The organism is Austwickia sp. (genome assembly GCA_016699675.1).
Lineage (GTDB): Bacteria > Actinomycetota > Actinomycetes > Actinomycetales > Dermatophilaceae > Austwickia.
Genome location: CP064985.1, coordinates 2485794 through 2511209 on the forward strand (window position 1 = coordinate 2485794; position 25416 = coordinate 2511209).

A 25416-nucleotide genomic window follows, 5' to 3' on the forward strand; every position below is an offset into this window, starting at 1 on the left:
GGCGATGGCTCGGGCTTGGGCCGATCGCACCGCCACCCTGGCCCCGGAGCTGGCCGCCGAGATCGGCGCGGCGGCGTTAGCGCCCACCAGGGACGGGGCGGCACTGTCGTATCGGACGTTCCGGTGCCGGCTGGACCGGCTGGTCGCCGAGCATGTCCCGGCCAAGGAACAGCGCGACTTCGACCTGTCCCGTCGGGACGCCTACGCCACCCTGACCCCGCACGGCACCGGCGAGTACTTGATCTCAGGGGCGGCGGAGCGGGTCACCGCCGCAGCGCTACGCATCGATGCCATCGCCCGCGCGGCCCGTCGCCGCGTTGACGGCCGCACCCTGGGCCAGCTCCGCAGTGATGTCTAGCTGGACCTGATCCTGTACGGCGACATCCCCGGCCTGGTCACCCCGGTCCCGGCTGGCAACGTCTTCGGCCACACCGAGCACACGCCTCCGGCACCCGCCGCTGCTGCGGCCGCCGCGCCCGCTGCTACTCCCACCACCGGCGTCGGCGTGGACCGGTCCGGCTCCTCGGCGTGTGGGTCCTCTGCGACGGCGGCCGCCGCCAACGCTGCCGCGACGGACGGCCCGAAGCGCGGCGCGACGCGCGCCCCCGGCACTACCGGCACTACCGGCACTACTGGCTCCGACGCGTCGGATCTCACGAGCAGGACTGCGCCGAGCGCCTATTCGGGCGGCGCCGCGGGTGCTGCCACAGTCTCTGCCGCGACGGATGCCACTGCCGTAGCGGACACCCAGTCGAGCGGCACCAACGATGCGACTCCCGCCTCGGGCGCCCCTGACGCAGCGGGCGCAGGGGACGCAGGGGACGCAGGGGCCGGGCCAGGCGCCGGTGGCACCGGCGGCAGGGGCGACACCAGCGACACTCTGCAGGATCTCGAGGAGGTCACCGCGTCGTGGCTGGCGTACCTGCCCGGGGGACTACCGCCGGCGGAGCTGCGGATCGTGATCTCCGCGGCCGCGTTGCTCGGTCTGAGTGAGGAGCCCGGGACGCTGGCCGACGGGGAGCCGCTGGCGGCGCACATCGTGCGGGACCTGGCCTACGCCGCTGGCTCCACCTGGCGACGCCTCGTGACCGATCCCGTCACGGGAGAGGCCATCGAACTGATCTCCACCAGCTACGCCCCACCACCGCGGCTCCGCGAAGCGGTCCACGTCCGGGACGGGACCTGCCGCGCCCCGGGGAGCACCCATCCCGCGGAGCGGTGCGACCTGGACCATGACCTGCCCTGGGACCAAGGCGGAGCCACGTCCGCAGCCAATCTGTCGGCTAAGTCTCGGCGCCCCCACGGACACAAGACCCGGGGGCAATGGACCACGACGCAGTCCCCGGACGGGACGATCGTGTGGACCACCGGGACGGGGCGGCAGTACACGACGTACCCGTACCAGTACGACCCCACCGCACCCGGACGTCCCACGTCGAGTCGTGATTCCCGCGGGTCGACGTCCCCCAGACCTGAGCCCGATGCGCCGGGCGCAGACGACGACCACCACGGCGACGACCACGGCTACCCCCCGTATGGCAGCTCACTCGTCGGCGACGGTGAGCTCGGACGCGGTGGCGAGAGCTACCCCCTGAAGGGCCACCCACTCGTCGGCGACGGTGAGCTCGGACGCGGTGGCGAGAGCTACCCCCTGAAGGGCCACCCACTCGTCGGCGACGGTGAGCTCGGACGCGGTGACGAGACCTGCCTCGAGGACGGCGGTATTCCGATCGACTATCGCCCTCCGATCGACTACCGCGCCAGGGGCGTGACTCCCGCGACCAGGCCAGCGCGACGGCCACCAGAGGAATCGTCAAGACCTGTGGATGGGTGAGTTTTACGGGGTTGCTCGCGGTGAGCTCGACTTCGTGGCCGTCGGTGTTCGATAGGTAGGCGGCGTAGGTCTGCGGGCCGCCGGCGTGGGGGTGTTTGTCGGCGAACATAGTGCCCAACCGTTCTCGGCGGCAGCGGCGGTGAGGGCGTCGACCTGGGCCTGATCGCCGGCGTGGAAGGCTAGGTGGTTGAGCCCGGGGCGTTTCCTGTCGTGAGGTTCGGCGAGCATGTCGGGCGACTGTTCGATCACGATGTAGGTGTCCGCCAGGCGCCAACTGCATCCACCGGTCCATTCCTGAAACGGCTGGTAGCCCAGCTCGGTGAGCAGCCATCCCCACTGCGCGGCGGCGCGGTCGATGTCGGGGACCCATAGCTCGACGTGGTGGATGGTCCCGATCGGTGCCGAGCTCACGCGGCCGCTCCCGTCTCGTCGTCGTCGCGTTCGACGAGTTGGCCGTTCTTGAAGGTCGCACCCGCGCGGACCAACGCGACCAGGTGCGGTGCATTGACCGCGCGCCAGCGTGCTTGCGCGGACTCGATGAGCTTGAACGCCATGGCCACCCCGGCAGCCCGGGAGCCGGGTCCCTTGGTGACCCGCTGACGAAGCCGGACGGTGGCGAAGGTCGACTCGATCGGGTTGGTCGTGCGCAGGTGGATCCAGTGCTCGGCCGGGTAGTCGTAGAACGCCAAGAGCACGTCGAGGTCCTCGGTGATCTTCGCGGCCGCCTTGGGCCACTTCGCACCGTAGTCGGCTACGAACGCCTTCGCCGCGGCCTTCGCGTGGTCCTTGTCCTCGGCGTTCCAGATCTCCGCCAGCGCGGCCTTCGCGCCGGGCTGGGCCGACTTCGGCAGCACGTTGAGGACGTTGGCGATCTTGTGGAACCAGCAGCGCTGCTCACGAGCCTCGGGGAACACCTGCCGGACCGCGGCCCAGAACCCGAGTGCACCGTCGCCGACCGCGAGCACCGGTACCCGCATGCCACGTCGCTTGCAGCACCGGAGCAGGTCGAGCCAGGACTCGGTCGACTCCCGGTGCCCGTCGTCGAGCGCGATCAGTTCCTTCGAACCGTCGGCACGCACGCCGATCATCACCAGCAGGCACACCTTGTCCTGCTCGAGACGGACCTTGAGGTGGATCCCGTCGACCCACACGTACACGTAGTCGGTCTCGGCCAACGAGCGCTTGTTGAACGCGGCCGCCTCGTCTTGCCAGTCCTTCGTCAGCCGGGTGATCGTGGCCGCCGACAGGCCCGCACCGGAGCCGAGGAACTGGGTCAGCGCCGGGCCGAAGTCGCCGCTGGACAGGCCGTGCAGGTACAGCAGCGGCAACACCTCGGCAACCTTCGGCGACTTCCTCGCCCAGGCCGGCAGGATCGCCGAGGCGAACCGCTGCCGCTGCCCGGTGATCGGGTCGACGCGCTTGTCGTTGACCCGCGGTGCACGCACCGGGATCGCGCCCGCCGCCGTGGTCACCTCCCGCGACCCGTGATGACCGTTGCGCACCACCAGCCGCCGACCCGCCTCGTCGACCTCGTCGGCGAACGCCTCGATGTAGACAGCGACCTCGGCCTGCAACGCTGCCGCAAGCATCTGCCGAGCGCCGTCACGGACGATCTCATCCAACAGCGAACCACCGGCCGACTCGTTGGACGCCGAAGCGTCGTGAACTACCTTGAGCATGGATGTACCTTCCCGAGCCGGCGCGCCAACGCCGACCCCGATCCGAACTTGAGCATGGACTTCGATCTTGCTCGGGAGGTACGTCCACCTCACGTCACCTCGCCGAGCGCCATCCACAGGTTCTGATCATTGCTCCGGCCACCAGGCAGGGGGGCTGGGCGGCAGCGACGCGACGAGCCAATGAGTCGCCAACAGCGGTTCGCTGACTCGCCACGTCCCGACCCCGGCCCGCCACCGTTCTAGGACCGCCCGCCACGCCGGAGGGTTCGGTGCGACAGGTGAGAGGCGGTGTCGCAGGTGGCGCTGCGAGCCGTCGGCGGACTGCGCGAGAGCGGCCGGCGCTCAGTGTGCGGCGGTCGGTGCGGGGTTCATCCTGCTGACCAGTGCTGGGCCTCGCCCAATGGGAGCGAGCCAAAGGCCAGCCACGCGGAGCCATAGGCCAGCCAAGCGGAGCCATTGGTCGGTCAGCCGGGTAGCGTGGCTCGTGAGACGTTCTGACATCGACCTGCGGGGGCATCGGACGGATGACTGAACCATTGCAGCCCTACCTCCCGGCGGCGGCCGAGGCCGATCTGCGTCGCCGCGCGGCCAAGCGCATCAAGCGCAAGCGGGAGCTTCGCCAGCACCTCACCAGCTACGCCATCGTCATCGGCGCGTTGTGGATCATCTGGGCGCTCACCTCGCGGGGCTACCCGTGGCCGGTCTGGCCGATGCTGGGCTGGGGGATCGGGCTTGCCTTCCACATCGTGTCCCTCAGGTGGGACGAACCGCCCAGCGAAGCGCAGATCGCCGCCGAGGCCGAGCGCCTGCGCGCCCTCGATCAGCGGCGCGGCCAACTGCCGGGGCCGCAGGACGTCGTGGACCGTGATCGTTCCTGACGGATTTTGCGATGTCTTGAACAAAACCCGAGAAATCCCAGATTGGACAGACGTCTTGAACGCCGATGGGGAGGGTGGACGGACGGTGAGGGGTCGCCGACCGTGAGGCTCGACCGGCTGGGGAGCCGGCAGCACGACCGGCAGGGGAGCCGGGAGCAAGACCGGCAGGGGAGCCGGCAGCACGACCGGCAGGGGAGCCGGCAGCACGACCGGGGAATAGGGAACAGCACCAACGGGGCTGGGGACTCGCCGCCAGGACTGGCGGCGGCGCGAACGGTCTGGATGACCGAGGGGCAGGCGTGGGGACGCCTGCCCCTCACGCGTTTTCCGACCTCAACGCTCCTGCGCCGAACCCGGCCGCCGCAGCGTCACCTCGGCCCGCCGGACGACCTCGGTGCCGTCGTTGTCGCGGACCCGCACCGTTACCGCCTCGACGGCGGACGCGTGCCGTCGTCCCGCCCCGACCACGACGACGGAGCATCGGTACGTCGCGCCTCGGGCCAGCGTGGCCCCCGGCGTACAGGTGGTGCTGGCGACACGCGCCACGCCGCGGTCCACGCTGCGGTCCGTGCCGCGTACGTCCGCATCGATGCCCACCACCGTGCCCGCCTCGGCCGACGTCCCCGTCACGACGACCGCCACCGCGGACGGGCGTCCGGGGGTCACCCGATCCGGGCGGGCGAGGGTGACGCGAGCATCCGGCGGTACGTCGCGGAACGCCACGGCCACGCCCGGGTCGGCCGTGACCTCACCGTCGCCCACCAGCCCACCGACCCGCAGACGCACGGCCTGTTCGTACGTCGTGCCCGGGCGCCCCGTCAGCGGCTGGGCAGGCGCGAACCGGCACACCGCGGTGGCGCCCTCGCTCAGGTAGCCAGAGCCCGTCAGGCCGTCACACCGCAGCGTCCCGGCGCGGAGCTCCGCGAGCAGGTCGCGGCCGTCGCGGGTCGTCATCTCGTGGGGTCGCAGCGGGACATTGCCGAGATTGCGCAGGGTGAGGCCGTAGGTGGGCGTGTCGCCGGTCTCGGCGAGGGAGGTCCGATCGGCCGTCAGGGTGGCGGCGAGCCTAAGCTGCGCGGGGACCGGGCCCGGCCAGCTGAGGGGGAATTCCGCGGAACCGCGGTTGCCCTCGTCGTCCACGTACCCCATCCGGACCATGTCGGTGTAGTACGGCGCCGGCGGCACCGTCGCCTTGGCGGTCCAGGAGCGCTGGCAGCGGTTTCGGCTGCCGTCGGAGGACAACCGGGGATTGGCCGGGTCGAGCATGTTGCCGTACCGGTCGCTGGTCAGCGAGACCAGGGTCACGGGCTCGCGGACCCGGGCCGGGCCGCCCATCGAGAACGGCGCGCAGTACCTGAGCGTGGGCTGCTCGGCGGACACGGCACCCATGATCCGCACGGAGAACGGTTCCCCGGGCGGGTCGTCGACCATGGCGAGCGTGATGGGCTGGCGCCTGGTGATCGCCGTACCGTCCGGCGCGGCCATCGTGACGACCAGCGTTCGCGTCCAGGTCCGCGGGTAGTCGCCGCCCACGATCACCGTCCCGACGCTGATCAGGCATGACCCGCCGGGTTCCAGGACGCAGGCCGAGGGCCGCGCCGGCACGACGTCGTCCTCCCACCCGGAGGAGAGCAGGCTGAGCCGCGTCGTCCCCGTGTTGCGGAGCGTCGCCCACTCCGAGCCGTCGACCGTCCCCGTCTCGTGCACCGGATGCGCCGACCACGTGACCGTGAACGAGTGGGCGGTGCCCACCGCGGCCATCGCAGCCCTATCGGCCCCCGTGGGCACGGCGCCGACGCCGGCGGCGAGGGCGACCGCCAGCAGGACGGACTTGACCGTACGTCGTAGCCGGGGCGCGCCGTCGCGGGTTCGCATGGCTCACCGACCCCAGGGGCGCAGGAGGGTCCACGCGGAGCGCGTCACCACGTTGCCCTCGTCGTCGCGGACCCGGACCATGACCGCCACGGGGACGTTGGCCAGCCACCGCGGCGCGGCGAGGGTTACGGTGCAGCGGTAGCCGGTCCCCTCCTCGACCGCTGCACCCGTCGTGCAGGTGTTGGCGATCTGCTGGCCGAGGGCGAGCACCTCAAGCCGCTCGATGGTGCCCCGTTCGGGGGTCAGGTTCCGGACGGTGACGGCGGCCTGGCGCCGGGTGGATCCCGGCCCGTCAACGGGTACGGCGCTCAGCGTGACGGCGGCGTCCGGAGGGACGTCCCGGAACGGAATCGAGAGCTCGGCGACCTGATGTAGGTGGGTGCCGAGGACGGTGACGCTGGTCGTGAAGAATTCCCCCGCGTCCCCGCGCAGGGGCGTCCTGGAGGTGAACCGGCACGTCAGCTCCCCTCCGGGCCAGAGCCCGGCGAGCGAGTTGTCGCAGTGCGTGTCGCCGGTTGGACTGGACTCCACGAACAGCTCGCGTCCGGAGGCGGTGCGCATGCTGGTGAGCGTTGCGGACGTCGTGCCGGTGTTGCGGATCGTCAGGACGAAGCTCGCGACCTCTCCGGTCTCGGCGAGCGACTCCTGCTCCGCGGTGAGCGTCGCCTCAATCGTGGGGCGGGGGACGGTCGGGCTGGCAGAGGTCCAGGTGACCGTTTGCTCGGTGGTCGCGCGGCCGCCGTCGTCGTCCTCGTGGGTGAGGAAGAAGGTTTCCGTGCGGGGGTCGTCCGGGGACGGTTCGGCCACCGCTTGCCAGGCGAACCCCCGCTGGCAATAGGGCGTCCACGGCGGCACCCGCCGTACGAGGGGATTGGCCGGATCGAGCAGGTCACCGTAGGTCGTGCTCGTCAGTCCCGTCAGCCGAACCGGTTCGAAGTTCATAAAGCGCACGCTCCCGGAACCCAGGCAGAAGGTCGGTCTGTCGTACGCGTAATCGCTCTCAGACGGCGCCATCATGAGGTCCACGGACATCGGCGGGTCGTCCACCATCGCCAAGGTCACCGTCTGCGACCGGGTGAGCGTGCGACCGTCGGGGGTTCTCATCGTCGCGGACAGCACGCTCGTCCACGTGCGCGGGTAGTCGCCATAAATGATCAGATCGCCGACGGTGACCTGGCACGACTCACGCGGAGCGATGGGGCAGATGCTGGGCCACGGGTAGCGGCGCCCGTCGAAGCCGGCGAAGGAGAACTCCAGGTCCGTGGTGCCCGTGTTGGTGATCGTGGCGCGTTCGAAACCGCTGCCGTCCCCCGACTCGTGGATGGGGTGTTCGTGCCACTGAATGGTGAAGTCCGGCGTCCCCTCCGCGGCCGACGCCGCGCCAGCGGGGAGGGCGACGGTCGATACGGCCAGGGTGACCGTGGCGGTGAGGGTCGTCGCCACCGCCAGGACGAACGCGGCGGCCCTGCGGCGCAGGCCGGGCTGTCTCTGCAGCCGCAGCCGCGGCCACAGAGCGCCTGGGAGCGGGAATCGCTGCATCGCGTCGCCTAACTCGTCGGGAAGCTCCAGCCGTACGCCGTCGCTCTCGTGCCGTCGTCGTCCTTGACCTGGACGGCCACGACGACGGGCAGGAACGCCAGCGGGGACATCGGCCACGCCGCGCTGGGATCGGCGGGGGCGCCGGGCTGGGTCGGGGCGCCGCCGATCGTGCAGCTGTAGGTGGCGTCGCGGGTCAGCCGCGCTCCCGGCGTACAGGTCGAGCTGCCCATGTCGGCGAGGCTCAGGACGTCGATCCCCTCGATGACTCCCGGTTCCGCGGACATGCCGGTGACCGTGACGGCCAGCCCGCCCGCGGCCGGCCGGGCCAGCGTGACCCGGGCGTCCGGCGGCACGTCGCGGAACGTCAGGTCGGTCTCGGCGACCGCGGCGACGTCCGGCCCGGAGAGAGTGACCGTCGCGCGCTGCGTCGTGCCGGCCTGCCCGACCAGGGGGTTCGGGGAGGTGTAGCGGCAGACCAGGCTCTCGCCCGGCGCGAGGGTCAGGCTTCCGGTGCAGACGGTGCCGGTCTTCGGCTGGTCGCGTTCGACGGCAAGATCCCGGCCGGCGCGGGTCACGAGGTGTTCCAGCACCGCCGGGACCGTGCGCGGATTGCGTACGGTCAGCGTCAGGTGGGCGACCTCACCGGTCTCGGCCAGCGTGCTGGGGTCGGCGACCAGGCGCGCCTCGACCGGCGGCTGTTGCGGCTGCGGAGGCTCCGGCGGCTCGGTCGGCGCCGGGTAGGTCAGCGGGTAGTCGGTGGTGACGCGGTTGCCCTCGTCATCGACGTACGTCATGTGGACCACGTCCGTGGTCGGGGCATCGGCCAGCGCCGAGTCCCGCAGTTCCCAGGCGCGCTCGCAGTAGTACTCCCACCGGTTGCTCTGCTGCATCGCGGGGTTGTCCGCCGCGAGGAGGTCCCCGAACCGGTCGCTGACCAGCGCCACCATGGTGCTGGGTTCGATGATACGGTTCCGCTCGCTCGGGGTGCTGAGGCACAGGGCGGGACGGTCCGCCGGGTCGTAGTCGCCCGCGGGGACCTGCACGGCGTACGGCTCCCACGGTGGGGTGTCCACCACGGGCAGCCGGAGGGCCTGCGTCTGGGTGATCTCGGTGCCCGCGTCGGTCCGCATCGTCGCGAACAGCGTCGTGGTCATCACCTCGGGATAGTCGCCGCCCAGGAAGGGCCACGCGACGCCGACGCGGCAGGACTCGCCCGGGGCGATGACGCACTCGCTGGTGACGCCGGTGAACGGTACGCCGTCCGCACCAACCTTGACCAGCGTCAGCGTGCTCTTCCCCGCATTGGTGAGGGTGACCCGCTCGACGTAGGAGACATAGCCCGATTCCTCGACCGGGTGCTCCACCCACGCCACGGTGAACGACGCGGCGGACTCGGCGGACTCGCCCGGCGTGGCCGGGACGGAAGCCGAGGCCGCGGGCGAGCCCGCGATGCCCCCTGCGGCGAGCACTGCGCTCGACAGGACGGTGACGGCGGTACGACGGAACGCGGCGCGCATGACGAGCCCTTCAGGATGACCAGATTCAGGCCGAGGATGACGATCGGCCCTCTGCCAGGGTCACACGCCGGGGCGGAATCGCCAAGCGGGACTGGCCGAGTCTCGATGGCAGACAGCGGTATTCAGAGTCGGCCAAGTTGACTACCCCGCTTACCGACCGGTCGGGCGTTCGGCGGGGTTTGATGGGGGAATGACGACGCCACCCGCCAGCGAGCCGACCCCGGTCGACGCCCACGCCCTCGACGCCGACATCGAGGCTTACGACGTCGAACCCTTCATGCGGCCCGACCCCGCGGCGGTCGCCGAGTCTCGCCTTGCCAAGTTCACGGCGATGGTCAACGAGCGGCACGGGTTGGGCCTTTCGACGTACGACGACCTGCAGGCCTGGTCCGTGCGCGACCTCGACGGGTTCTGGCGCGCCGTGTGGGACTTCTTCGACGTGGTGGCCGAGGGCAGCCCCGACACCGTGCTCGCGCAGGACCGGATGCCGGGAGCGGTGTGGTTCCCCGACGTACGGCTCAACTACGCCGAGAACCTGCTGCGCTGGGCCGACGACCCCGCCCTGGCCGATGAGGTCGTGGTCACCTCCATCGACGAGGAGGACGTGCGCGTCACCGCGACGTGGCGCGAGCTGCGCGCCCAAGTGGCCGCGTTCGCCGCGTGGCTGCGCTCGGTCGGCGTCGAGCCGGGGGACCGGGTGATCGGGTACGTGCCCAACGAGCTGCGCGCCCTCGTCGCCTTCCTCGGCTCCGCCGCGATCGGGGCGGTCTGGTCGGCCTGCGGTCAGGACTACTCGGCCGAGGGGGCAGCGGCCCGATTCGGGCAGCTGGAGCCGGTGGTGCTGGTGACCGCCGACGGGTACCGCTGGAACGGCAAGGTCATGGATCGCCGCGCCGAGGTCGACCGGCTGGCGGCCGCGCTGCCGACGTTGCGCGCCGTGGTGGCGATGCCGCACCTCGGGCTCGGTCCCGAGACCTCGGCGCCGGGTGGGGCGCCCGGCGCACCCGACGTACCGCGGGTGTCCTGGGACGAGGCGATGGCGAGCGCCGCGACGGGAGCGACCGGGGCGCCGCAGGGGCCGGACTACGCGCGGCTGCCGTTCGACGCGCCGCTGTGGATCCTGTTCAGCTCCGGCACCACCGGCAAGCCGAAGGGGATCGTGCACAGCCACGGCGGCGTGCTGCTGGAGCTGCTCAAGATGCTCGGCCTGCACATGGAGATGGGGCCGGGGCGGGGGCTGTTCTGGTACACGACGACGAACTGGATGCTCTGGAACATCGTCGCGTCGGCGCCGCTCGCGGGGGCGCCGACGGTGATGTACGACGGGTCGCCGTCCTACCCCGACCCGATGCGGCCCTGGCGGATCATCGCCGAGCACCGCGTGGCCGTGGCGGGGTTGAGCCCGGCGTTCTTGCTGTCGTGTGAGAAGGCTGGGCTGAATCCAGGGGAGGGCCTGAACTTCGACGCGTTGCGCGTGGTCGGGGTGACTGGGGCGCCGCTGCCGGCGTCGCCGTACCCCTGGATCCGCGACCACGTCGGGGCGCACGTGCGGGTCTACTCCATGAGCGGCGGCACGGATGTCGCGACGTCGTTCACCGGCGGCGCGATCAACACCCCGATCTGGGCCGGCGAACTCCCGCGACCGATGCTCGGGGTGGCGCTGCAGTCGTGGGACGGGCAGGGCCAGCCGGTGGTCGGGCAGGTCGGCGAGCTGGTGATCACGCGGCCGATGCCGTCGATGCCGCTGTACTTCTGGGCCGACCCCGACGGCGCCCGCTATCACGACGCCTACTTCGACCACTTCCCCGGCGTGTGGCGGCACGGGGACTGGATGGAGGTGACCGGGCGCGGGTCGCTGATCGTGTCGGGGCGCTCAGACTCGACGCTCAACCGGCACGGCGTACGGCTGGGCAGCGCCGACATCTACGAGGTGGTCGACACCCTCCCGGACGTCGCCGAATCGCTCGTCATCGGAGCGGAATTGGACGGCGGCGGGTATTGGTTGGTGCTGTTCGTGGTGCCCGCCGAGGGGGTGACGTTCGATGATTCGACCGCCGCGGCGATCAAGTCCGCGATCCGCGACGGGGCGTCCCCGCGGCACGTGCCCGACGACGTCATCGCGGTGGCCTCGCTGCCCCACACCAAGACCGGCAAGAAGCTCGAGGTCCCGGTCAAGCGGCTGATCCAGGGGCACCCGCTCGAGTCGGTCGCGGCCCCTGACGCCGTCGACGACTACGCGAGCCTGACGCAATTCCAGCGGTACGTCGGCGGCAAGCGGGACGCCTGAGGGGGGGCCCTCCCGCAGTGGAAGTCCGTCACCATGGTTGCGGTTCTCGTAACCATGGCTGCGGGGTTCGTTACCACGGGGCCCGTCGTGCGCTTGAAACTCGTCACCATGGTTGCGGGGTCCGTCACCGTGGTTGCGAGGGGAGGGTCAGGGTTCCCGTCGCGTTCAGCGTGCCGCCGGCCACGTCGAGGACTTCCAGGGTCGCGGGCGCCCCACCGCCCCCGGCGACCAGCGCCACGCGGGTCGGCGAGATGGTCACCTGCCGCAGCGGCCCGCCCCGCAGACCGGTGCCGGTGACCGTGCCGATCACGGTCAGCCGGCCCCCGGAATCGACCGTGAAGCCTCGGACGGCCGGGGCGAACGGCCCGGGAGCCTCGCTCGCCGACCAGAACCCCGGCACCAGCGCGGTGCGGGCCGCCGGCAGATAGGCGAACGCGCGGGCGTCGTACGTCAGGTCCGCCCGGCTGCCGGGTGCCTCCGCCACATCGAGCCGCGCCGGCCGGGCCGCGTCGGCGATGTCGAACGTCGCCACCTGCGCGCCGGTGATCCGACCCTGGTCGGTCGCCGTCATCCCGACCCCGAGGAGCCGGTGGTCGCCGATGGGGTGCAGGTACGTCGAGAACCCGGGCACCTTCAGCTCCCCGCGGACGGCCGGGCGCGTGGGGTCGGCGAGGTCCAGCACGTACAGCGGGTCGGTCTGCCGGAAGGTGACCACGACGCCCAGGTCGTCGAACCAGCGCACGGACTTGACCCGTTCGCCCTTGCCGAGCCCGGTGGCCCGACCGACCTGCCGGAGCGTGCCGCCGTCCTCGACCAGCACCGAGACCGCCGCGTCGCTGGTGACCGGCGCCGGTAGGGCGCCTTGCGAACCGGGCCCCGGAACGGACGGCGCCGCCGGCAGCGAGCGGGTCGTCGCCACGCGCAACCGCCGGTCGCGCTCGGACATGGACCACCGACTGAGCAGGATCCCCTCCACCTGGCCCGAGGCCACGTGCCGCAGCGGCGACCCCGGCGCGGTGTCGAAGGCGTGGATCCACGTGTTCGGCCCGGCGTCCCCCGGCGCGGGCCCAATGTCGGCCACCCCGCCGATCGCGGGTCGGATCGGCCCCCACCAGCCACCCGCGGTGGTCGCGACGTAGAGCCGATCGGCGCTCGCGTAGACCATCTCCCCCGCGGCGGTCACGCCCGCCGCGTCGGCGATGGGACTGCCGGGTTCGCCGGCGCGGGTCTTCGCGGGGTCGAGGGACCGCACGGCGAGCAGCCCGGCGCCCGACGGTTCCTGCGGGTGGGCGATCCGGGTGCAGTCGAGGCCCTGCGGCCGGGTCAGGGAGCTGGTCACCCAGCGGATCAGCCCGCCGTGTTCCCGGGCGGCAATCGTGCGTCCCGGAGTCTCGATGCTGGTCAGCAGCTTGGGGGAGCGGGGGTCCGCGACGTCGACGACGGTGGCGCGGGTGATCGAGAAGTCCCGCGGCGCGGCGGCGCTGGGCGGCACCGTGGTCGGCGGCACCGTGGTGGGGGCGGTCGTGGGCGGAGTGAAGGTCGTGGTGAAGACCGCCACGCGCTGGCCCACCAGGAGCAGCTCGGGTGACTCGGAGGGCGCGATCGAGTCGTGGGCACCGGTGCGGGAGATCGACAGGGGCAGCGTGGCGAGCAGCGCGGGCGCGGCGCCGCGGACGTCCAGGACGCGTAGCCCGGCCGCGTCGACGGTGTACAAGAGCCCGTCGCGCGCCTTGACTCCGTCGGCCTCGTCGACGCCGGCCTCCTGGGTGTTTGTCCCCGTGCCGCTGCTGCCGACGGCACCGGTGGCGTCCGCGGCCACCGACCCTGCGGCCGCGACCGTCGACCGCTCGACCGAGGCGCCGGCCGCCGGTCCGGCGAGATTATCGGCCCTCCCGGACTTGGCCCCACCGGTCTGCTCGGTCCATCGCTGCGCCAGCCAGTCGTCCACCTCGGCGCAGGTCCCGAACGTCGGCAGCGCCGGGGCGGCGGCAGCACTCGGCGTACCGTCCGGCGCCGCCAGCCCGATCGCGCCCGCGGCGGCGACCACGGCGGCCGCCAATCCGACGGCGGCGACCGATCGGCGGGGGAGGCGGGACGTGGCCCGTGAACCAGACCGGGACGTGGCGCTCATGACGGCCACCCTTCACTCGCGGGGAAGATGCCACCCGGAGAGAGCCGCTGGAACCGACCCTGGGTTGCCGCCGCTACGGCCGGGCCAGGCGGCGGCCGGCCACGAACTGCTCCAGCCGGGTTCCGCGCACGGTGAACCGCAGGTGGGCGCGGGCCCCGATGTGTCGGATCCACGGTGTGCCCCGCGCGTGCAGCCGCAGCGCGACCTGGTGCGGGAAGATCACCGCGGGGGCGCCGAGCATGGCGACGCCGGGGTCCCGGGTGAGCCGCGGCGCGAGGGGCGCAACGCCCAGCGTCACGGCGAGGCGCCGGTAGACGTCCTGCGCCTCGGGCGTGAACGTCGCGCCGACGAACACGTGGATCGCGTCGGGGTACTCGACCAGCCGCACCTCCCCGCCCGCCTCGGCGATGTGCCGGGCCATGATCCGGGCATCGGGCCAGAGGATGTCGGCGGTCCCGACGTACATGTCCACCGGCGGCAGCCCGCGCGGGTCGCCGTAGAGCGGGCTGACGTCCGGGTGTGAGGGCTCGTCCGGGCCGGCCCACCACACGCCCGCGAGCGCGCCGCCGGGCCGGGCCAGGATCACGTCGCGCGGCTCGATCTCGTCGACCTCGGGATTGGTCGGTACGACGGAGGTGGCCGGCGCAAAGAGCACGAGCCGGGCCGGGAGGGGGAGGCCGCGGTCGCGATAGCGCATCGCCTGCACCAGCGCCATTCCGCCGCCCGCGGAGTCGCCTACGAGCACGGTGCGCTCGGGCGGGTAGCGCCGGATGAGTTCGCGGTAGACGGCCTCGACGTACGCATTCCCCTCCCGGTGGTCGTGCTCGGGGGCCAGCGGGTAGATGGGGATGCTCACCGTGGCGCCGGTGTGCCGCAGCAGCTGCAGCACGATGTCCCAGTGGACGCCGAACAGCTCGCTGACGTAGCCGCCGCCGTGCAGATAGAGCAGGTGCCACGGGGTGCCGCCCCGGCGCGGCCGCGCGGTGAAGACCGTTCGGCCGGCGATCTCCTCGGTGCTGACCTCCGCGACGCGGCGCAGCGCGGCGGGCGGCGGGACTGGCTCGGGGTAGTCGCGACCGAGGTGCGCCGCGGCAAAGGCCTCCGCGTCGGCCATCAGCTTCGGTTCGGTGGCCAGGATGCGGGTCACCAGGCGCATGGCGCGGCTCGGTCGCCGCAGCCCATCGTCCCCCGCCATGACTCGACGATCCTCCTGGTCGCGGCCGGTGCGGCAGGGGCTATGGTCCCGAATCGGCCGCCGCGAGCCACCTGTCTCCGTCCGGGCGAGGACCATCGAGCCGCCCGGCGGCGCCCGACCCGGGGGCCCTTATTCTCGAACGATGGCGGAACAGAGCAGCGTCCGCGTGGACTCCTGGCTGTGGGCGGTCCGCGTGTACAAGAGCCGATCGCTCGCCACCACCTCCTGCAAAGCCGGGCACGTCGCGGTCGACGGCGTCCGGGCGAAGCCGTCCACACTGGTCCACCCCGGCCAGCGGGTCGTGGTCCGCGGCGAACAGCGCGAGCGCATCCTCGTCGTACGCCAACTGCTCGCCAAGCGCGTGAGCGCCCCGCTGGCCGCGGAGGCCTACCTCGACGAGTCGCCACCGCCGCCTCCGCGCGAGGAGCGGCCGGCGCCGGTCGCGTTGCGGCTCCGTGGAGCCGGTCGCCCGACCAAGCGGGAGCGGCGGGACCTGGACCGGTTCCGTGGCCGCTGAGGCGGACTCGCCAACCATCGCTGCGCGCGAGGCGGGGTTACGAGCCCGGCTGCGGGGTAGGAGCGCGACATGAGCGCCTACGGACTTCTCGTCATCGGCAGCGGACCGGCGGGGGTCAACGCCGCCAAGGCGTACGTCGCGGCCGGTGGGCCGGGCCCGGTCGGCATCGTGACGGCAGACCAGGACCCGCCGTACCAGCGCCCGCCGCTGTCCAAGCGCGTCCTCGCCGGCGACACCGAGCCCGTGGGCACCCAGATCGGCAAGGACCCCTTGCCGGCGTCAGTCGAGTTAATTCTGGACACCGCCGTGAGCGCGGTCGACCTCGACGCGCGGACGGTCACGGCGGGCGGGGAGCAGCTGACGTACGAGCGGCTGGTCATCGCCACCGGGGCGCGGCCGCGCCAGCTCCCGGTCGCGGACGCCAATGCCGAGGTGCACCACCTGCGCAGCCTCGATGACGCCCGGCGCCTGTGGACCTCGGCCGGGCACGCCCGCTCGGCCGTGGTCATCGGCTCGGGGTTCATCGGCTGCGAGGCTGCGGCGTCGTTGGCCCGACGCGGCCTGGCGACCACCCTGGTCACCCCGGCGGATGGCCCGCAGCGCAAGCGCCTCGGCAATCACGTGGCCGACCAGATCACCAGCTGGCTCACCGACGCCGGCGTGGAGGTGCGGACGGGGGTGGAGGTGCTGGGGATTCGGGCGCCCCGCACCGTGCACCTCAGCGACGGCACCACGCTGGCTCCCGATCTGATCCTCGCGGCGGTCGGCATCGAGGCCGCGGCGGGTTTCCTGGAGGGCACCGGGCTGCAGCTGCACGAGGGACGGGTGGTGGCGGACGAGCACCTGTCCGCGGCGCCGGGGGTCTGGGCGGCGGGCGACTCGGCCCGCGCGGTCAACGCCACCGCCGGGCGAGCCCTCTCGGTCGAACACTGGGGCGATGCCCTCGCGATGGGCAAGCTGGCCGGCGCGAACGCGGCGGCGCCCGACGGCGCCCAGCGCGCGTGGTCGGACGTGCCCGGCTTCTGGAGCACGATCGGGGAGCACACGATCAAGTACGCCGCGTGGGGCGGCGGCCACGAGACGGAGCAGGTCGTGGAGCGCACGGGCGGATTCACGGTCTGGTACGGCGACGCGGCCGACATCCTCGTCGGCGTCCTGACCTACAACGCGGACGACGACGACGAGCGGGGCGAGGCCCTGGTTGCCGCGGGGGAGACCGTGGCCTCGGCGATCCGCGGGGATCGCGCGCCGAGCGAGGACGCCGACGCCGAGGAGTAGGCCAACCAGCTGTTGCGGGCTGGTCGCCGCGGATGTGCCGGCCAACGCCCACCCGGTCAGGTCGTCAGCTGCGCGGCCTTCGCGGCGGCGGCGCCGTCGGCCTCCCGCCGTACGGCGTCCGCGGTGGCCCCCGTCGACGCGGTGACGAATGCTGCGAAGACTCCCTCCACGAACGGTGCGGCGCTGACGTGGGTGCGCGCCGCGACGTCCGGGTCGAGGAACTCCAGGGCCAGCTGGGTGGACAGGATGGCCGAGCCGAGGTCGACGAACACCAGCACCCCGTCGGCGCCGTCGGCTGGTTCGGTGCCGTCCGTCCTCGTGCCGTCCGTCGACGTGCCGCGCGCCGCGGCGTCGGCGCGCTCGATCGCCGCCGCGATTGCCGTGGCGTCGGTGCCCAGCCCGCCGTCGGCGGTGCCCGCCGCGATCTCGAACGTCGGCCCGGCTCCCGAGACCATCTGAGCCGCGAGCGCCACGGCCGCCTCGGCCAGCGGCCGGCTGTGCGAGACGACCACGAGGCCGATCACGACGCCTCCGCCGCCCCGAGCGTCGCGGCGGCAGCGGCCATCAGCAGCGCCGCCGACGTGGCGCCCGGGTCCTGGTGCCCGGCGCTGCGCTCGCCGAGATAGCTGGCCCGGCCCTTGAGGGCGACCAGCGGAATCGTGGCGGCCCGGCCGTCGGCGGCGGCAGCGGCTGCGGCGGACAGCGCGGCGTCGAGTCCCTGGCCGGCCGCGGCGTCGTACGCGTCCACCGCCGGCAGCAGCGCGTCCAGCATCGTCTTGTCGCCCGGGGCCGCCTTGCCCCGCGCGACGACCCCCTCGACGCCCGCTCGCAGCGCCGCTCCGACTACGGCAGCGAGGTCCGCACCCTGCTCGCCGGCGTCGACCGCGGGCTGCTCCAGCGCGGCGGCGAAGCGCAGGAAAAACGTGCCGTACAGCGGTCCGCTCGCCCCGCCCACGGTGCTGACCAGCGTCATCCCGGCCTTCTTCAGGTAGGCCGCCGCGTCCGTGAACGCTGCCGGGTCCAGCGCCGCCACCGCCGTCATGCCGCGGTCCATGTTGCTGCCGTGGTCGGCGTCGCCGATGGCCCGGTCGAGGTCGGTGAGCTCGGCGGCGTGCTCGTGGACCGCGGCGTCGAACGCGCGCAGCCAGGCCGCCGTCCGCTCGAGCGGGAGCGGCGTCATCACCGGCCCCACCGCAGTCCGGGGGTGTCCACCGGGGCGTCCCAGAGCCGCAGCATCTCCTCATCCGCCGCGAGCACCGTCACCGAGCAGCCGGCCATCTCCAGGCTGGTGATGTAGTTGCCGACCAGATTGCGCGCGATGCGTACGCCGTGGGCGGCGAGGATCCGAGCGACTTCGGCGTAGACGCCGTACAGCTCCAGCAGCGGCGTCCCACCCATTCCGTTGACCAGGACGATTGCGGGTCCGTCGGTGGGGATCTGGGCGGCGGCGAGGTCGGCGAGGATCGGTTCGACCAGCATCGCGGCGACCTCGTCGGCGGGAGCGAGCGGCACGCGTCGCCGGCCGGGTTCGCCGTGGATGCCGATGCCCACCTCCATCTCGTCTTCACCGAGGTCGAAGGTCGGCACGCCCGCCGCGGGCACCGTGCACGAGGTCAGCGCCATGCCCATCGACCGCACCCGGTCGTTGACCCGGCCGGCCAGCGCGGCGCAGGCCGCCAGGTCCCGGCCCTCCTCGGCCGCCGCGCCGGCGATCTTCTCCAGCAGCACGGTGCCGCCGACGCCGCGGCGCCCGGCGGTGTAGAGGGAATCCTCTACCGCAACATCGTCGTTCGTCACCACCGCGAGGACCCGGGTGCCCGCCTCGGCCTCGGCCAGCTCGGCCGCCATCTCGAAGTTCATGACGTCGCCGGTGTAGTTCTTCACGATGTGCAGGACGCCCGCGCCGCCGTCGACGCCGCGGGTCGCGGCCATGATCTGGTCCGGCACCGGGGAGGTGAAGACCTCGCCCGCGCAGGCGGCGTCGAGCATGCCGAACCCGACGTACCCGCCGTGCAGCGGCTCATGCCCGCTGCCGCCCCCGGAGACCAGGCCGACCTTGCCCGGCCGCGGCGCGTCGGCCCGGAAGATGACGCGCTGCTCGTGGTCGACCCGCAGCCGGTCGCCGTGCGCCAGCTCGATCCCGCGCAGGGCGTCCGCCACCACAGAAGCCGGATCGTTGATGAGCTTCTTCATGGCCGTCAGCCAATCACCCGCGTGGCCGAGCCCGACAGGGGGTCGCGCGATTTCGCGGCGGACGGCTCGCATTTCTCCGGGCGGCGGAGAGGAGAGAAGACCGCCACCTTCTGCGCGACGAAGCCGACGGTGAACAGCGCGGCCTCGGTGCCCAGCTTGGCCCAGAACAGCGGGACGCCGATCCCGACGAGGGCGCTCAGCAGCGTCAGGTTCGCGGCGAGCAGGACCGTCGTCAGTACGACGTACCGCAGCAGCGCCGCCCGCAGCGGCGCCCGGCCGCCGTCGGTGAAGACCCAGACCCGGTTGACCGTGAAGTTGACGGCGCCGCTGACCAACCGGGCGCCGACGACCGAGGCCGTGAGCGAGCCCGTCGCGGCCGCGAGCAGCCACAGCAGCGCGACGTCGACCGCGAAGCCGGCGAAGGAGGACAGCCCGTACGCCAGGAACGGTGCGTAGATGCGCACCGAGTCCCGGACCGGCCGGAAGTGGCTCGAGGTGTTCTCCTCCAGGTAGACGGTCGCGATGGGCACCTGGCGCACCGTCAGCCGCTCCCGGGCGGCGCGCAGGAGCAGCCGGAGTTCGTACTCAAAGCGGTCCCCCGGCACCCCCCGCAACCAGGACAGGAGCCGCGCCGGGTAGGCCCGCAGCCCCGTCTGGGTGTCCACCACGGGCAGGCGCGTGACCGCCCCGAACAGCCGCGTCGTCACCGCGTTGCCGAACCGGCTGCGCGCCGGCACCCGCCCGGTGAAGTGCCGCACGCCGAGCACCATGTCCGGGCCCGCCCCGGTGTCGCTCGGGTGCAACGCCGCCGCCACCCGCCGGATGTCCGCGGGGGTGTGTTGTCCGTCGGCGTCGGCGCAGACCACGTCCCGGCCGGGATGGTGGGCGGCGAGGTGGGCGAACCCGGTGCGCAGCGCCGCACCCTTGCCGCGGTTGGCGGCGTGGGTGCATACCCACGCGCCGAGCTCACGCGCCGCCGCGAAGACCGGCGCGTAGGCGGGCCCGCTCCCGTCGTCGACGATGAGGATGTCGTACGTCGTGCTCGCGCGCAGCGCCCGCACGAGCTCCAGGAGCCGCCCGTCGGGCTCGTAGCTGGGAATCAGGACGATCATGGCGCACCCCCGCTCAGCCCGCCACGTAGATGATGTCGCTGGTCCCGCGCTCCTGACCGGTGCCGAGCGGCTTGTTCACCAGGGCACCGTGGAAGAGCATGGCGCTGGAGCCGCCGCCGTCGAGGTTGTACGCCGTGCGGGCGCCGAGATCGAGGAACAGCTGGGCGAACTCCGTCATGGTCACGCCGCGGCTGTAGCCGGGGGACCGCCCGTCGACCACGACGAACAGCAGGTGGTTCGCCGCCACGATCCCGATGCCGGTGCGGGGCTGCTGACCCTGCACGGAGTGGTTGCCGAAGTTGGTGTCGATCTCCACGGCGTCGATGCCGGGCAGGATCGCGCCGTTCTCGACGAGCCCGGGTCCGAACGACAGCGTGTTCCACACCCCGTCGGCGAGGAGCTGGGCCGCGGTCGTGGTGGTCTCGTCGTACAGCCGGGCGCTGCCGTCGCTGAAGAACGCGAGACCCTGGCGGGCGCCGGCGTCCCGGAAGGCCACCCCGTTGCGGATGACGATGCCGGTGTCCCGGAACCCGTAGTAGTCGCCGTTGACGGCGAGCACCGCCCCCGCCTGGGCCGCGATGACCGAGGGATTGGCGATGATGTTGGTGCCGAACTCGTCGTCGGCGAACGCCGAGCGCACGATGGTGGCATCGCTGACCCGCACGTCGGCGACGTAGGCCGTGATCCGGTCCGTGCCGCTACCGATCACCTTCGTGGCGATGCTGATCGTGGCCGTGTCGGAGGTGTATCCGGTGGCGGTGTAGCGGCCCGCGCTGGCCGCCGTGGCCACCGAGACGTTGGTGGCCTTGACGGCCGAGGCCTGGGCGACCTCGACGTGGTCGAGCAGGTAGCGGTTGGCCGCCCAGCCGGCGCCGGAGCCGACGGCCACCAGGCCACCGAGCGCGGCGCCGAGGAAGCCGCGGCGCGTGACGCCTCGGCCGGGCGCTGCGCTGCTGGCCGGATCGGTGATGGCGGGCCCGCTCGCGACCGGCTCTCGCACCGCCGGCCCGCTCACGGCCGACCCCCGAAACCGCCCATGCTGTTGCCCGTGGCCGATCCGGCGGTCACCGTGGCGACCTTGGCCGCGCCCGTGGTCGAGCCGCCGAGGGAGAAGGTCGTGGCGACGGACTCGGCGGCCAGCCGGCCCCCGACGTACACGTCGTAGCTCTGGCCCTTCGTGATCCCCGCCCCGGCGAGGACGATGTTCGCCGCGGTGCGGGGGGCCGTGTAGCTCGCCACGACCGTCCCGCCGCTGACGATCTGCACGGTGCTGCCCGCCTGGACCGCACTGGGCAGCGAGACCTGCAGCCATCCGGTGGTCGAGGCCGCGCCCGGCGCCTCGGCCATCCCCGCGCTGCCTGCAGCAAGCACTGTGCCGCCGGTGACGGTGATGCCGCCGTTGGAGTCGAGCGCGCCGTTGCCGTTGGTGGTGGGGCCGTTCACGACGGTCGTGCCGCCGGAGATGCTGATCGTGCCGTTCGAGTCGAGACCGTCGCCGCCGGAGCTGACGACGTGCGTCCCGCCGGTGATGAGGAGTTGTTCCCCGGTGTTCGCCATGCCGCCGCCACCACCCGGGCCACCCTGGCCCGCCTGGCTCCCGGACGAAGCCCCGGCCGAGGCGTTGACGCCATCGTCGGTGGCGGTGACGGTGCTGGTGCCGCCGGCCAGCACGATGTTGGCGCCCTCCAGGCCCTCGGTCGACTTCTGGACCGTGAGGCTCCCGCCCTCGATCGCGAGGTCGCCCTCGGCGTGTACGCCGTCGTCGCCCGCGCTGATCGTCACCGTGCCGTCGGACAGGCGCACGGAGCCGACGGTGTCGTCGGTCTCGTTGTCGGATGTCAGGCCGTCGCCGCCGGCCGTCACCTGCAGGGTGCCGCCTGCGACGATCAGGTAGTCCTTGCCGCGCAGCCCGTCGTCCTTCGCGGTCACCGTGACGGAGCCGCCGAGGATCACCAGGCCGTCCTTGCTGGCGACGCCGTCGTTGCCGTTCCCGCGGACGGTCAGGCTGCCCGCGCCGCCGATGGTGAGGTCGGCCATCGAGTAGATGGCGGCGTTGGGGGCATCGGTGTCGGTGCCGGCGGCGTACGTGGCGGCGTCGCTGACCGTGTTGCTCGTGCCGTCCTTCAGCACGATCACCGCCTCGTCGGCCGCCTTGACGTAGATCGCGGCCGAGCTGCTGTTGCTGATCGAGACGCCGTCGAGCACGAGGCGGACCTTGCCCTCGGCGGAGCTGTCGACCAGGACCTGACCGTTCGACAGCGAGCCGGACAGGACGTAGGTGCCCTTCTGGGTGATGGTGACGGTCGAGCCGCTGACCGTGACGCCCGCCCCGGAGGCGGTGCTGCCCGCGTCGGACAGGCGAACGGTGACGGCGTCGGCGGCGTCGGCGGCGTCGTAGTCCACGTCGTCCGCCTGGGCGTGGGAGGCGACGTTGTCGGCGAGGAGCGTGGCGGCGGTGCCGGTCAGGGTGCTGCCCGCGGTGGTCGCGCCGGAGGTGGCCTGGGCCACGCTGCTGACGGCGCCGGCCAGTCCGGTGGTCGCGCCAGTGCCGCACGCGGCGACCGAGAGGGCGAGGCCCAGGGCGGCGATGCCGTGGGCGAGGCGGGTGGGCTTGATCATGATGGGCTTCCTTGGGGGTCGGATGTCGGGCAGGACGGGATGGGGCCGCGCCGGCACCCGGCGTACGCCGAGTGGGGTGGCCCGCGGACGGGACGTCGGGGTGGGCGTTAGGCCGCGAGGAGGCCGGCGACGACCCGGTGCCACTTCAGCGGCGGCAGGTCGGTGCGCAGGGCGGCCAGGCCGGCGCCGTACTTGCTGACGCTGCGCGGGCGATGCCCGGCCCGCCAGAGCACGCGGTCGAGGGGGGAGGGGGCGGGCACCCCCTTGGTCTCGACGATGACGAGGTCGGGCCGGTCGACGCGGATGCCGTGGGGCAGTGCGTGCCAGCTCAGGTCGGTGTCGATGGTGGCCCGGGTGTCCGGCCGGTCGCCGGTGCCGGGGACGTGCAGGGTGGTGCGGCGGTACGTCGTGGCCAGCGTGGCGCTCAGTGTCGCCACGGCCACGTCGGTGATGCCCTGCCCGGCGAGCAACAGGGCGACCGCATCGGTGCCGGCCGTGCCGAGCCGGCGAGGGTCGCCGAGGTGCGGGACCCGCTGCTTGATCGTGCTGCCGCGCGGTCCGCGGGTCTTGACCTCCAGCCAGGTGGTGCCCGTGTCGAGGTATTCGCGGGTGCGGACCTTGAACCGGCGCCGCCGGCCACGCCCCGCGCTCCTGTAGGCCCGCAGGTCGGGGGTGTCGAAGTAGGTGGAGCGGTAGCCGAAGGTGCGTCGCCCCGCGATGTCCAGCACCGCCAGGCCGCGGTCCGGCTCGCCGGCGAGGCGGTCGGTCACGACGTCGAGGTCGGCGGCGGTGAGCAGGTACTTGCGGTCGAGGCGCGTCTGCAGCCCGGCGCTGGCGACGAGGTCGTCCAGGGAGATGGGGGCCGCGGCGGTGGCGAAGGTCGTCAGGGTCACGCCGACTCCGCCAGGACGGGCCGGGAGGTGGCGATCGCCGTACGGCGTGCGCAGCGGCGCACGCTCACCCACGTGGTGTCGTTGACGAGGTCGATCTTGCGCACGACCAGATCGGTGATCGGGTCGCCGAGCAGGCGTTCGACGTGGGCCCGCAGGCTCGTCTCGTCGGGGTGGGCCCGATCGAGGATGAGGTCGACGCGGGTCGTGCCGCGCGTCAGCGCGGGATGGTCGCCGACGAACAGGGCGGTGAGGACGAGCGCCATGAGGCCGCCGACCCAGGGGGCCTCGAGCGCGGACAGGCCGCCGATGAGGCCGAGGGACAGCGCCGCGAAGTAGTAGGCGACCTCGTGCTGGGAGAGCTCCTCGCTGCGGAGCCGGATGATCGAGAGCACCCCGAACAGCCCGAGCCCGAGGCCCGCGGCGACCGTGCTCACCGAGAGCGCCGCCGCCACCGCGAACACCGCGATGTTGACGACGAGGAAGGACACGACCATGTCGCGGCGGCCGTGCCGCGGCACGAACATGGCGAAGACCAACATGGTGATCGCCACGAGGTCGGCGGCGAGGAAGGCGGGGTTCATGTGGGGGCTCCTAGGAGTGCGATGTCGACTCCTAGTAAGCCGAGGCCCCCTTTTCGCCCCGCCTGCGCGCGCTGTTCGTCCGCTGTGAGACTCCGCGATCAGACCCGAAGGCTAGGCGGGCGCGTTCAGGCGCGTCATCTGGGCCCGCATCAGCAGCACCGTCTCGCCGGCCGCGTTGGTCACGGCCGTGTCGTAGAGCCGCTGCCGGCCCCCACCGTCCCAGGCGAGCCGGGCCGTGGCGCGCAGTTCCTCGCCGAGTCGGGCGGGCCGCAGGAACTGCGCGGTGAGGTTCGAGGTCACCCACAGGCTGCTGGCCTCGGCGGTGTTCAACGCGTACGCCGTCGCGCTGTCCGCCAGCGCGAGCACCAGGCCGCCGTGGCAGATCTCGTGGGAGTTGGCCTGATCGGGGCGCACCACCATGGTCATCACGGCGGCCTCGTCGGTGATCTCGCCGGGGACGATGCCGTTGGCGATGACGGCCGGGTCGTCGGCGAGGATCTCCAGGGCGCGGGCCGCCCGATACTCCGGCGACGCGCCCCATTCCGAGCGTCCCGTGGCGTCGTTGGTCATGCGGGCGACTCTGCCGCATCGGCGGCGTGGCGTCACGCGGCCGTCCGCGTCCCCGCCAGGGTCGACGGGGCTCGTCAGGTCAGGCGACGTGCCGCGGCAGGTCAGGCGGCGTGCCGCGGCAAGGTGAGGCCGAACCGGCTGCCGCCCCCGGGGGCGTCCTCGACCCAGATGTCGCCGCCGTGGCGCTCGACGACCCGGCGGCACAGGGCCAAGCCCACGCCGGTGCCCTGCCGACCCGACCCGGTCGAGCCGCGGTGGAACATCTCGAAGATGCGTTCCCGCTCCTCACGGGGGATGCCCGCCCCGTTGTCGGTGACGGTCAGGACGGTGTGCGCGGTGTTCGTGGCCTGCGCCGCGACGAGCACCTGCGGCGTACGGTCGCTGGGGCAGTAGTGGACCGCGTTGTAGATCAGGTTGGCCATCACCTGGCGGAGCGGCCCCTCCTCGCCGAGCACGGGCCCCACGTCGGCGACGGGGATGTCGCACGGTCGCTGCACCCGCGCCCGAACGTCGTCGGCGGCGGCGCGGGCCAGGTGCGCCAGGTCGACCGGCGTCGGCTCGAAGGACCCGCGGCTGGCGCGCGAGTAGGCGAGCAGGTCGTCGATGAGCTGGGAGCCGCGCTGGGACGCGTGGGTCATCCTCCGGATGAGCTCCAGTGCGCGCTCGTCGCCCTGCTCGGCCAGGAGGTCCTCCAGCAGCTCCAGGTAGCCGCGCACGG

The 25416-nt window shown here is 72.8% G+C and carries 21 protein-coding genes and 1 pseudogene; 5 read left to right on the forward strand and 17 right to left on the reverse strand.

Features of this window, described 5'->3' with window-relative positions; genetic code table 11:
* The first annotated feature begins 4 nt into the window (after positions 1-4).
* The gene (locus tag IPK37_11405) at positions 5-358 is read left to right on the forward strand and encodes a hypothetical protein (GenBank protein QQR99616.1); all 354 of its coding nucleotides are present in this window, start codon (positions 5-7) and stop codon (positions 356-358) included.
* 925 nt (positions 359-1283) lie between these two features.
* Here the strand turns inward: IPK37_11405 and IPK37_11410 are convergent.
* Both IPK37_11410 and IPK37_11415 read right to left on the reverse strand, forming a co-directional pair.
* Positions 1284-2245: pseudogene (locus IPK37_11410) on the reverse strand (VOC family protein).
* Complete coding sequence (locus tag IPK37_11415) at positions 2242-3513, reverse strand: IS256 family transposase (protein QQR99617.1); 1272 nt, start codon at positions 3511-3513, stop codon at positions 2242-2244. The pseudogene IPK37_11410 and the gene IPK37_11415 overlap by 4 nt, the downstream one beginning before the upstream one ends.
* A gap of 524 nt (positions 3514-4037) precedes the next feature.
* Between IPK37_11415 and IPK37_11420 the strand changes: the two genes are divergently transcribed.
* Positions 4038-4391 (forward strand): 2TM domain-containing protein, encoded by a 354-nt coding sequence (locus IPK37_11420; GenBank protein QQR99618.1) that lies wholly within the window; start codon positions 4038-4040, stop codon positions 4389-4391.
* Between the two features lie 333 nt (positions 4392-4724).
* Here IPK37_11420 and IPK37_11425 read toward each other — a convergent pair whose 3' ends face one another.
* Genes IPK37_11425 through IPK37_11435 form a run of 3 tightly spaced genes read right to left on the reverse strand, consistent with a single transcriptional unit; the run spans position 4725 to position 9322 of the window.
* Complete coding sequence (locus tag IPK37_11425) at positions 4725-6266, reverse strand: hypothetical protein (protein QQR99619.1); 1542 nt, start codon at positions 6264-6266, stop codon at positions 4725-4727.
* Positions 6267-6269: 3 nt separating this feature from the next.
* Positions 6270-7805, reverse strand: a complete 1536-nt coding sequence (locus IPK37_11430; GenBank protein ID QQR99620.1) for a hypothetical protein — start codon at positions 7803-7805, stop codon at positions 6270-6272.
* A gap of 8 nt (positions 7806-7813) precedes the next feature.
* Positions 7814-9322, reverse strand: coding sequence for a hypothetical protein (locus IPK37_11435; protein QQR99621.1), 1509 nt, complete (start codon positions 9320-9322; stop codon positions 7814-7816).
* Positions 9323-9512: 190 nt separating this feature from the next.
* On the opposite strand from IPK37_11435, the gene IPK37_11440 reads away from it, so the two are divergent.
* Positions 9513-11609 (forward strand): acetoacetate--CoA ligase, encoded by a 2097-nt coding sequence (locus tag IPK37_11440; protein QQR99622.1) that lies wholly within the window; start codon positions 9513-9515, stop codon positions 11607-11609.
* A 124-nt stretch (positions 11610-11733) separates the two neighbouring features.
* On the opposite strand, the gene IPK37_11445 is transcribed toward IPK37_11440, so the two are convergent.
* Both IPK37_11445 and IPK37_11450 read right to left on the reverse strand, forming a co-directional pair.
* On the reverse strand, positions 11734-13740 hold the full coding sequence (locus tag IPK37_11445) for a beta-propeller domain-containing protein (GenBank protein ID QQR99623.1): 2007 nt from the start codon (positions 13738-13740) through the stop codon (positions 11734-11736).
* 73 nt (positions 13741-13813) lie between these two features.
* A complete protein-coding gene (locus tag IPK37_11450) occupies positions 13814-14935 on the reverse strand; it encodes an alpha/beta hydrolase fold domain-containing protein (protein QQR99624.1) in 1122 nt (373 codons plus the stop codon).
* A gap of 142 nt (positions 14936-15077) precedes the next feature.
* Here IPK37_11450 and IPK37_11455 point away from each other — a divergent pair, with 142 nt between their 5' ends.
* Together IPK37_11455 and IPK37_11460 are read left to right on the forward strand one after the other, a co-directional pair.
* Positions 15078-15452 carry an RNA-binding S4 domain-containing protein gene (locus IPK37_11455; GenBank protein ID QQR99625.1) on the forward strand — a complete coding sequence of 125 codons (375 nt, stop codon included), beginning with the start codon at positions 15078-15080 and terminating at the stop codon, positions 15450-15452.
* A gap of 69 nt (positions 15453-15521) precedes the next feature.
* Positions 15522-16730: an NAD(P)/FAD-dependent oxidoreductase gene (locus IPK37_11460; protein QQR99626.1), complete on the forward strand. Its 1209-nt coding sequence runs from the start codon at positions 15522-15524 to the stop codon at positions 16728-16730.
* Between the two features lie 56 nt (positions 16731-16786).
* Here IPK37_11460 and IPK37_11465 read toward each other — a convergent pair whose 3' ends face one another.
* From IPK37_11465 to IPK37_11510, 10 genes are all read right to left on the reverse strand, one after another.
* Entirely contained in the window at positions 16787-17254 is a 468-nt protein-coding gene (locus IPK37_11465) for a dihydroxyacetone kinase (GenBank protein ID QQR99627.1), read from the reverse strand.
* Positions 17251-17910 carry a dihydroxyacetone kinase subunit L gene (gene dhaL, locus IPK37_11470; GenBank protein ID QQR99628.1) on the reverse strand — a complete coding sequence of 220 codons (660 nt, stop codon included), beginning with the start codon at positions 17908-17910 and terminating at the stop codon, positions 17251-17253. Before dhaL ends, IPK37_11465 begins: the two co-directional genes overlap by 4 nt.
* Positions 17910-18923 (reverse strand): dihydroxyacetone kinase subunit DhaK, encoded by a 1014-nt coding sequence (gene dhaK / locus IPK37_11475; protein QQR99629.1) that lies wholly within the window; start codon positions 18921-18923, stop codon positions 17910-17912. Before dhaK ends, dhaL begins: the two co-directional genes overlap by 1 nt.
* Before the next feature lie 5 nt (positions 18924-18928).
* On the reverse strand, positions 18929-20035 hold the full coding sequence (locus tag IPK37_11480) for a bifunctional glycosyltransferase family 2/GtrA family protein (GenBank protein ID QQR99630.1): 1107 nt from the start codon (positions 20033-20035) through the stop codon (positions 18929-18931).
* Between the two features lie 13 nt (positions 20036-20048).
* On the reverse strand, positions 20049-21005 hold the full coding sequence (locus tag IPK37_11485; protein ID QQS02832.1) for a phosphodiester glycosidase family protein: 957 nt from the start codon (positions 21003-21005) through the stop codon (positions 20049-20051).
* A gap of 41 nt (positions 21006-21046) precedes the next feature.
* On the reverse strand, positions 21047-22654 hold the full coding sequence (locus IPK37_11490; GenBank protein QQR99631.1) for a carbohydrate-binding domain-containing protein: 1608 nt from the start codon (positions 22652-22654) through the stop codon (positions 21047-21049).
* Between the two features lie 107 nt (positions 22655-22761).
* Positions 22762-23547, reverse strand: a complete 786-nt coding sequence (locus tag IPK37_11495; protein QQR99632.1) for a polyphosphate polymerase domain-containing protein — start codon at positions 23545-23547, stop codon at positions 22762-22764.
* A complete protein-coding gene (locus IPK37_11500) occupies positions 23544-24128 on the reverse strand; it encodes a DUF4956 domain-containing protein (protein ID QQR99633.1) in 585 nt (194 codons plus the stop codon). Before IPK37_11500 ends, IPK37_11495 begins: the two co-directional genes overlap by 4 nt.
* 111 nt (positions 24129-24239) lie before the next feature.
* Positions 24240-24698 (reverse strand): hotdog fold thioesterase, encoded by a 459-nt coding sequence (locus IPK37_11505; protein ID QQR99634.1) that lies wholly within the window; start codon positions 24696-24698, stop codon positions 24240-24242.
* A 101-nt stretch (positions 24699-24799) separates the two neighbouring features.
* Entirely contained in the window at positions 24800-25414 is a 615-nt protein-coding gene (locus IPK37_11510; protein ID QQR99635.1) for a HAMP domain-containing histidine kinase, read from the reverse strand.
* Positions 25415-25416: the final 2 nt, after the last annotated feature.

What these genes read in the sequence shown, in the direction of transcription:
- IPK37_11460 (QQR99626.1), top strand. Translation starts at nt 15,522, where the DNA reads ATGAGCGCCTACGGACTTCTCGTCATCGGCAGCGGACCGGCGGGGGTC.
- IPK37_11450 (QQR99624.1), bottom strand. Translation starts at nt 14,935, where the DNA reads ATGGCGGGGGACGATGGGCTGCGGCGACCGAGCCGCGCCATGCGCCTG.
- dhaL (QQR99628.1), bottom strand. Translation starts at nt 17,910, where the DNA reads ATGACGCCGCTCCCGCTCGAGCGGACGGCGGCCTGGCTGCGCGCGTTC.
- IPK37_11420 (QQR99618.1), top strand. Translation starts at nt 4,038, where the DNA reads ATGACTGAACCATTGCAGCCCTACCTCCCGGCGGCGGCCGAGGCCGAT.
- IPK37_11425 (QQR99619.1), bottom strand. Translation starts at nt 6,266, where the DNA reads ATGCGAACCCGCGACGGCGCGCCCCGGCTACGACGTACGGTCAAGTCC.
- IPK37_11500 (QQR99633.1), bottom strand. Translation starts at nt 24,128, where the DNA reads ATGAACCCCGCCTTCCTCGCCGCCGACCTCGTGGCGATCACCATGTTG.
- IPK37_11405 (QQR99616.1), top strand. Translation starts at nt 5, where the DNA reads ATGGCTCGGGCTTGGGCCGATCGCACCGCCACCCTGGCCCCGGAGCTG.
- IPK37_11435 (QQR99621.1), bottom strand. Translation starts at nt 9,322, where the DNA reads ATGCGCGCCGCGTTCCGTCGTACCGCCGTCACCGTCCTGTCGAGCGCA.
- IPK37_11490 (QQR99631.1), bottom strand. Translation starts at nt 22,654, where the DNA reads ATGATCAAGCCCACCCGCCTCGCCCACGGCATCGCCGCCCTGGGCCTC.
- IPK37_11415 (QQR99617.1), bottom strand. Translation starts at nt 3,513, where the DNA reads ATGCTCAAGGTAGTTCACGACGCTTCGGCGTCCAACGAGTCGGCCGGT.
- IPK37_11440 (QQR99622.1), top strand. Translation starts at nt 9,513, where the DNA reads ATGACGACGCCACCCGCCAGCGAGCCGACCCCGGTCGACGCCCACGCC.
- IPK37_11445 (QQR99623.1), bottom strand. Translation starts at nt 13,740, where the DNA reads ATGAGCGCCACGTCCCGGTCTGGTTCACGGGCCACGTCCCGCCTCCCC.
- IPK37_11505 (QQR99634.1), bottom strand. Translation starts at nt 24,698, where the DNA reads ATGACCAACGACGCCACGGGACGCTCGGAATGGGGCGCGTCGCCGGAG.
- dhaK (QQR99629.1), bottom strand. Translation starts at nt 18,923, where the DNA reads ATGAAGAAGCTCATCAACGATCCGGCTTCTGTGGTGGCGGACGCCCTG.
- IPK37_11480 (QQR99630.1), bottom strand. Translation starts at nt 20,035, where the DNA reads ATGATCGTCCTGATTCCCAGCTACGAGCCCGACGGGCGGCTCCTGGAG.
- IPK37_11455 (QQR99625.1), top strand. Translation starts at nt 15,078, where the DNA reads ATGGCGGAACAGAGCAGCGTCCGCGTGGACTCCTGGCTGTGGGCGGTC.
- IPK37_11430 (QQR99620.1), bottom strand. Translation starts at nt 7,805, where the DNA reads ATGCAGCGATTCCCGCTCCCAGGCGCTCTGTGGCCGCGGCTGCGGCTG.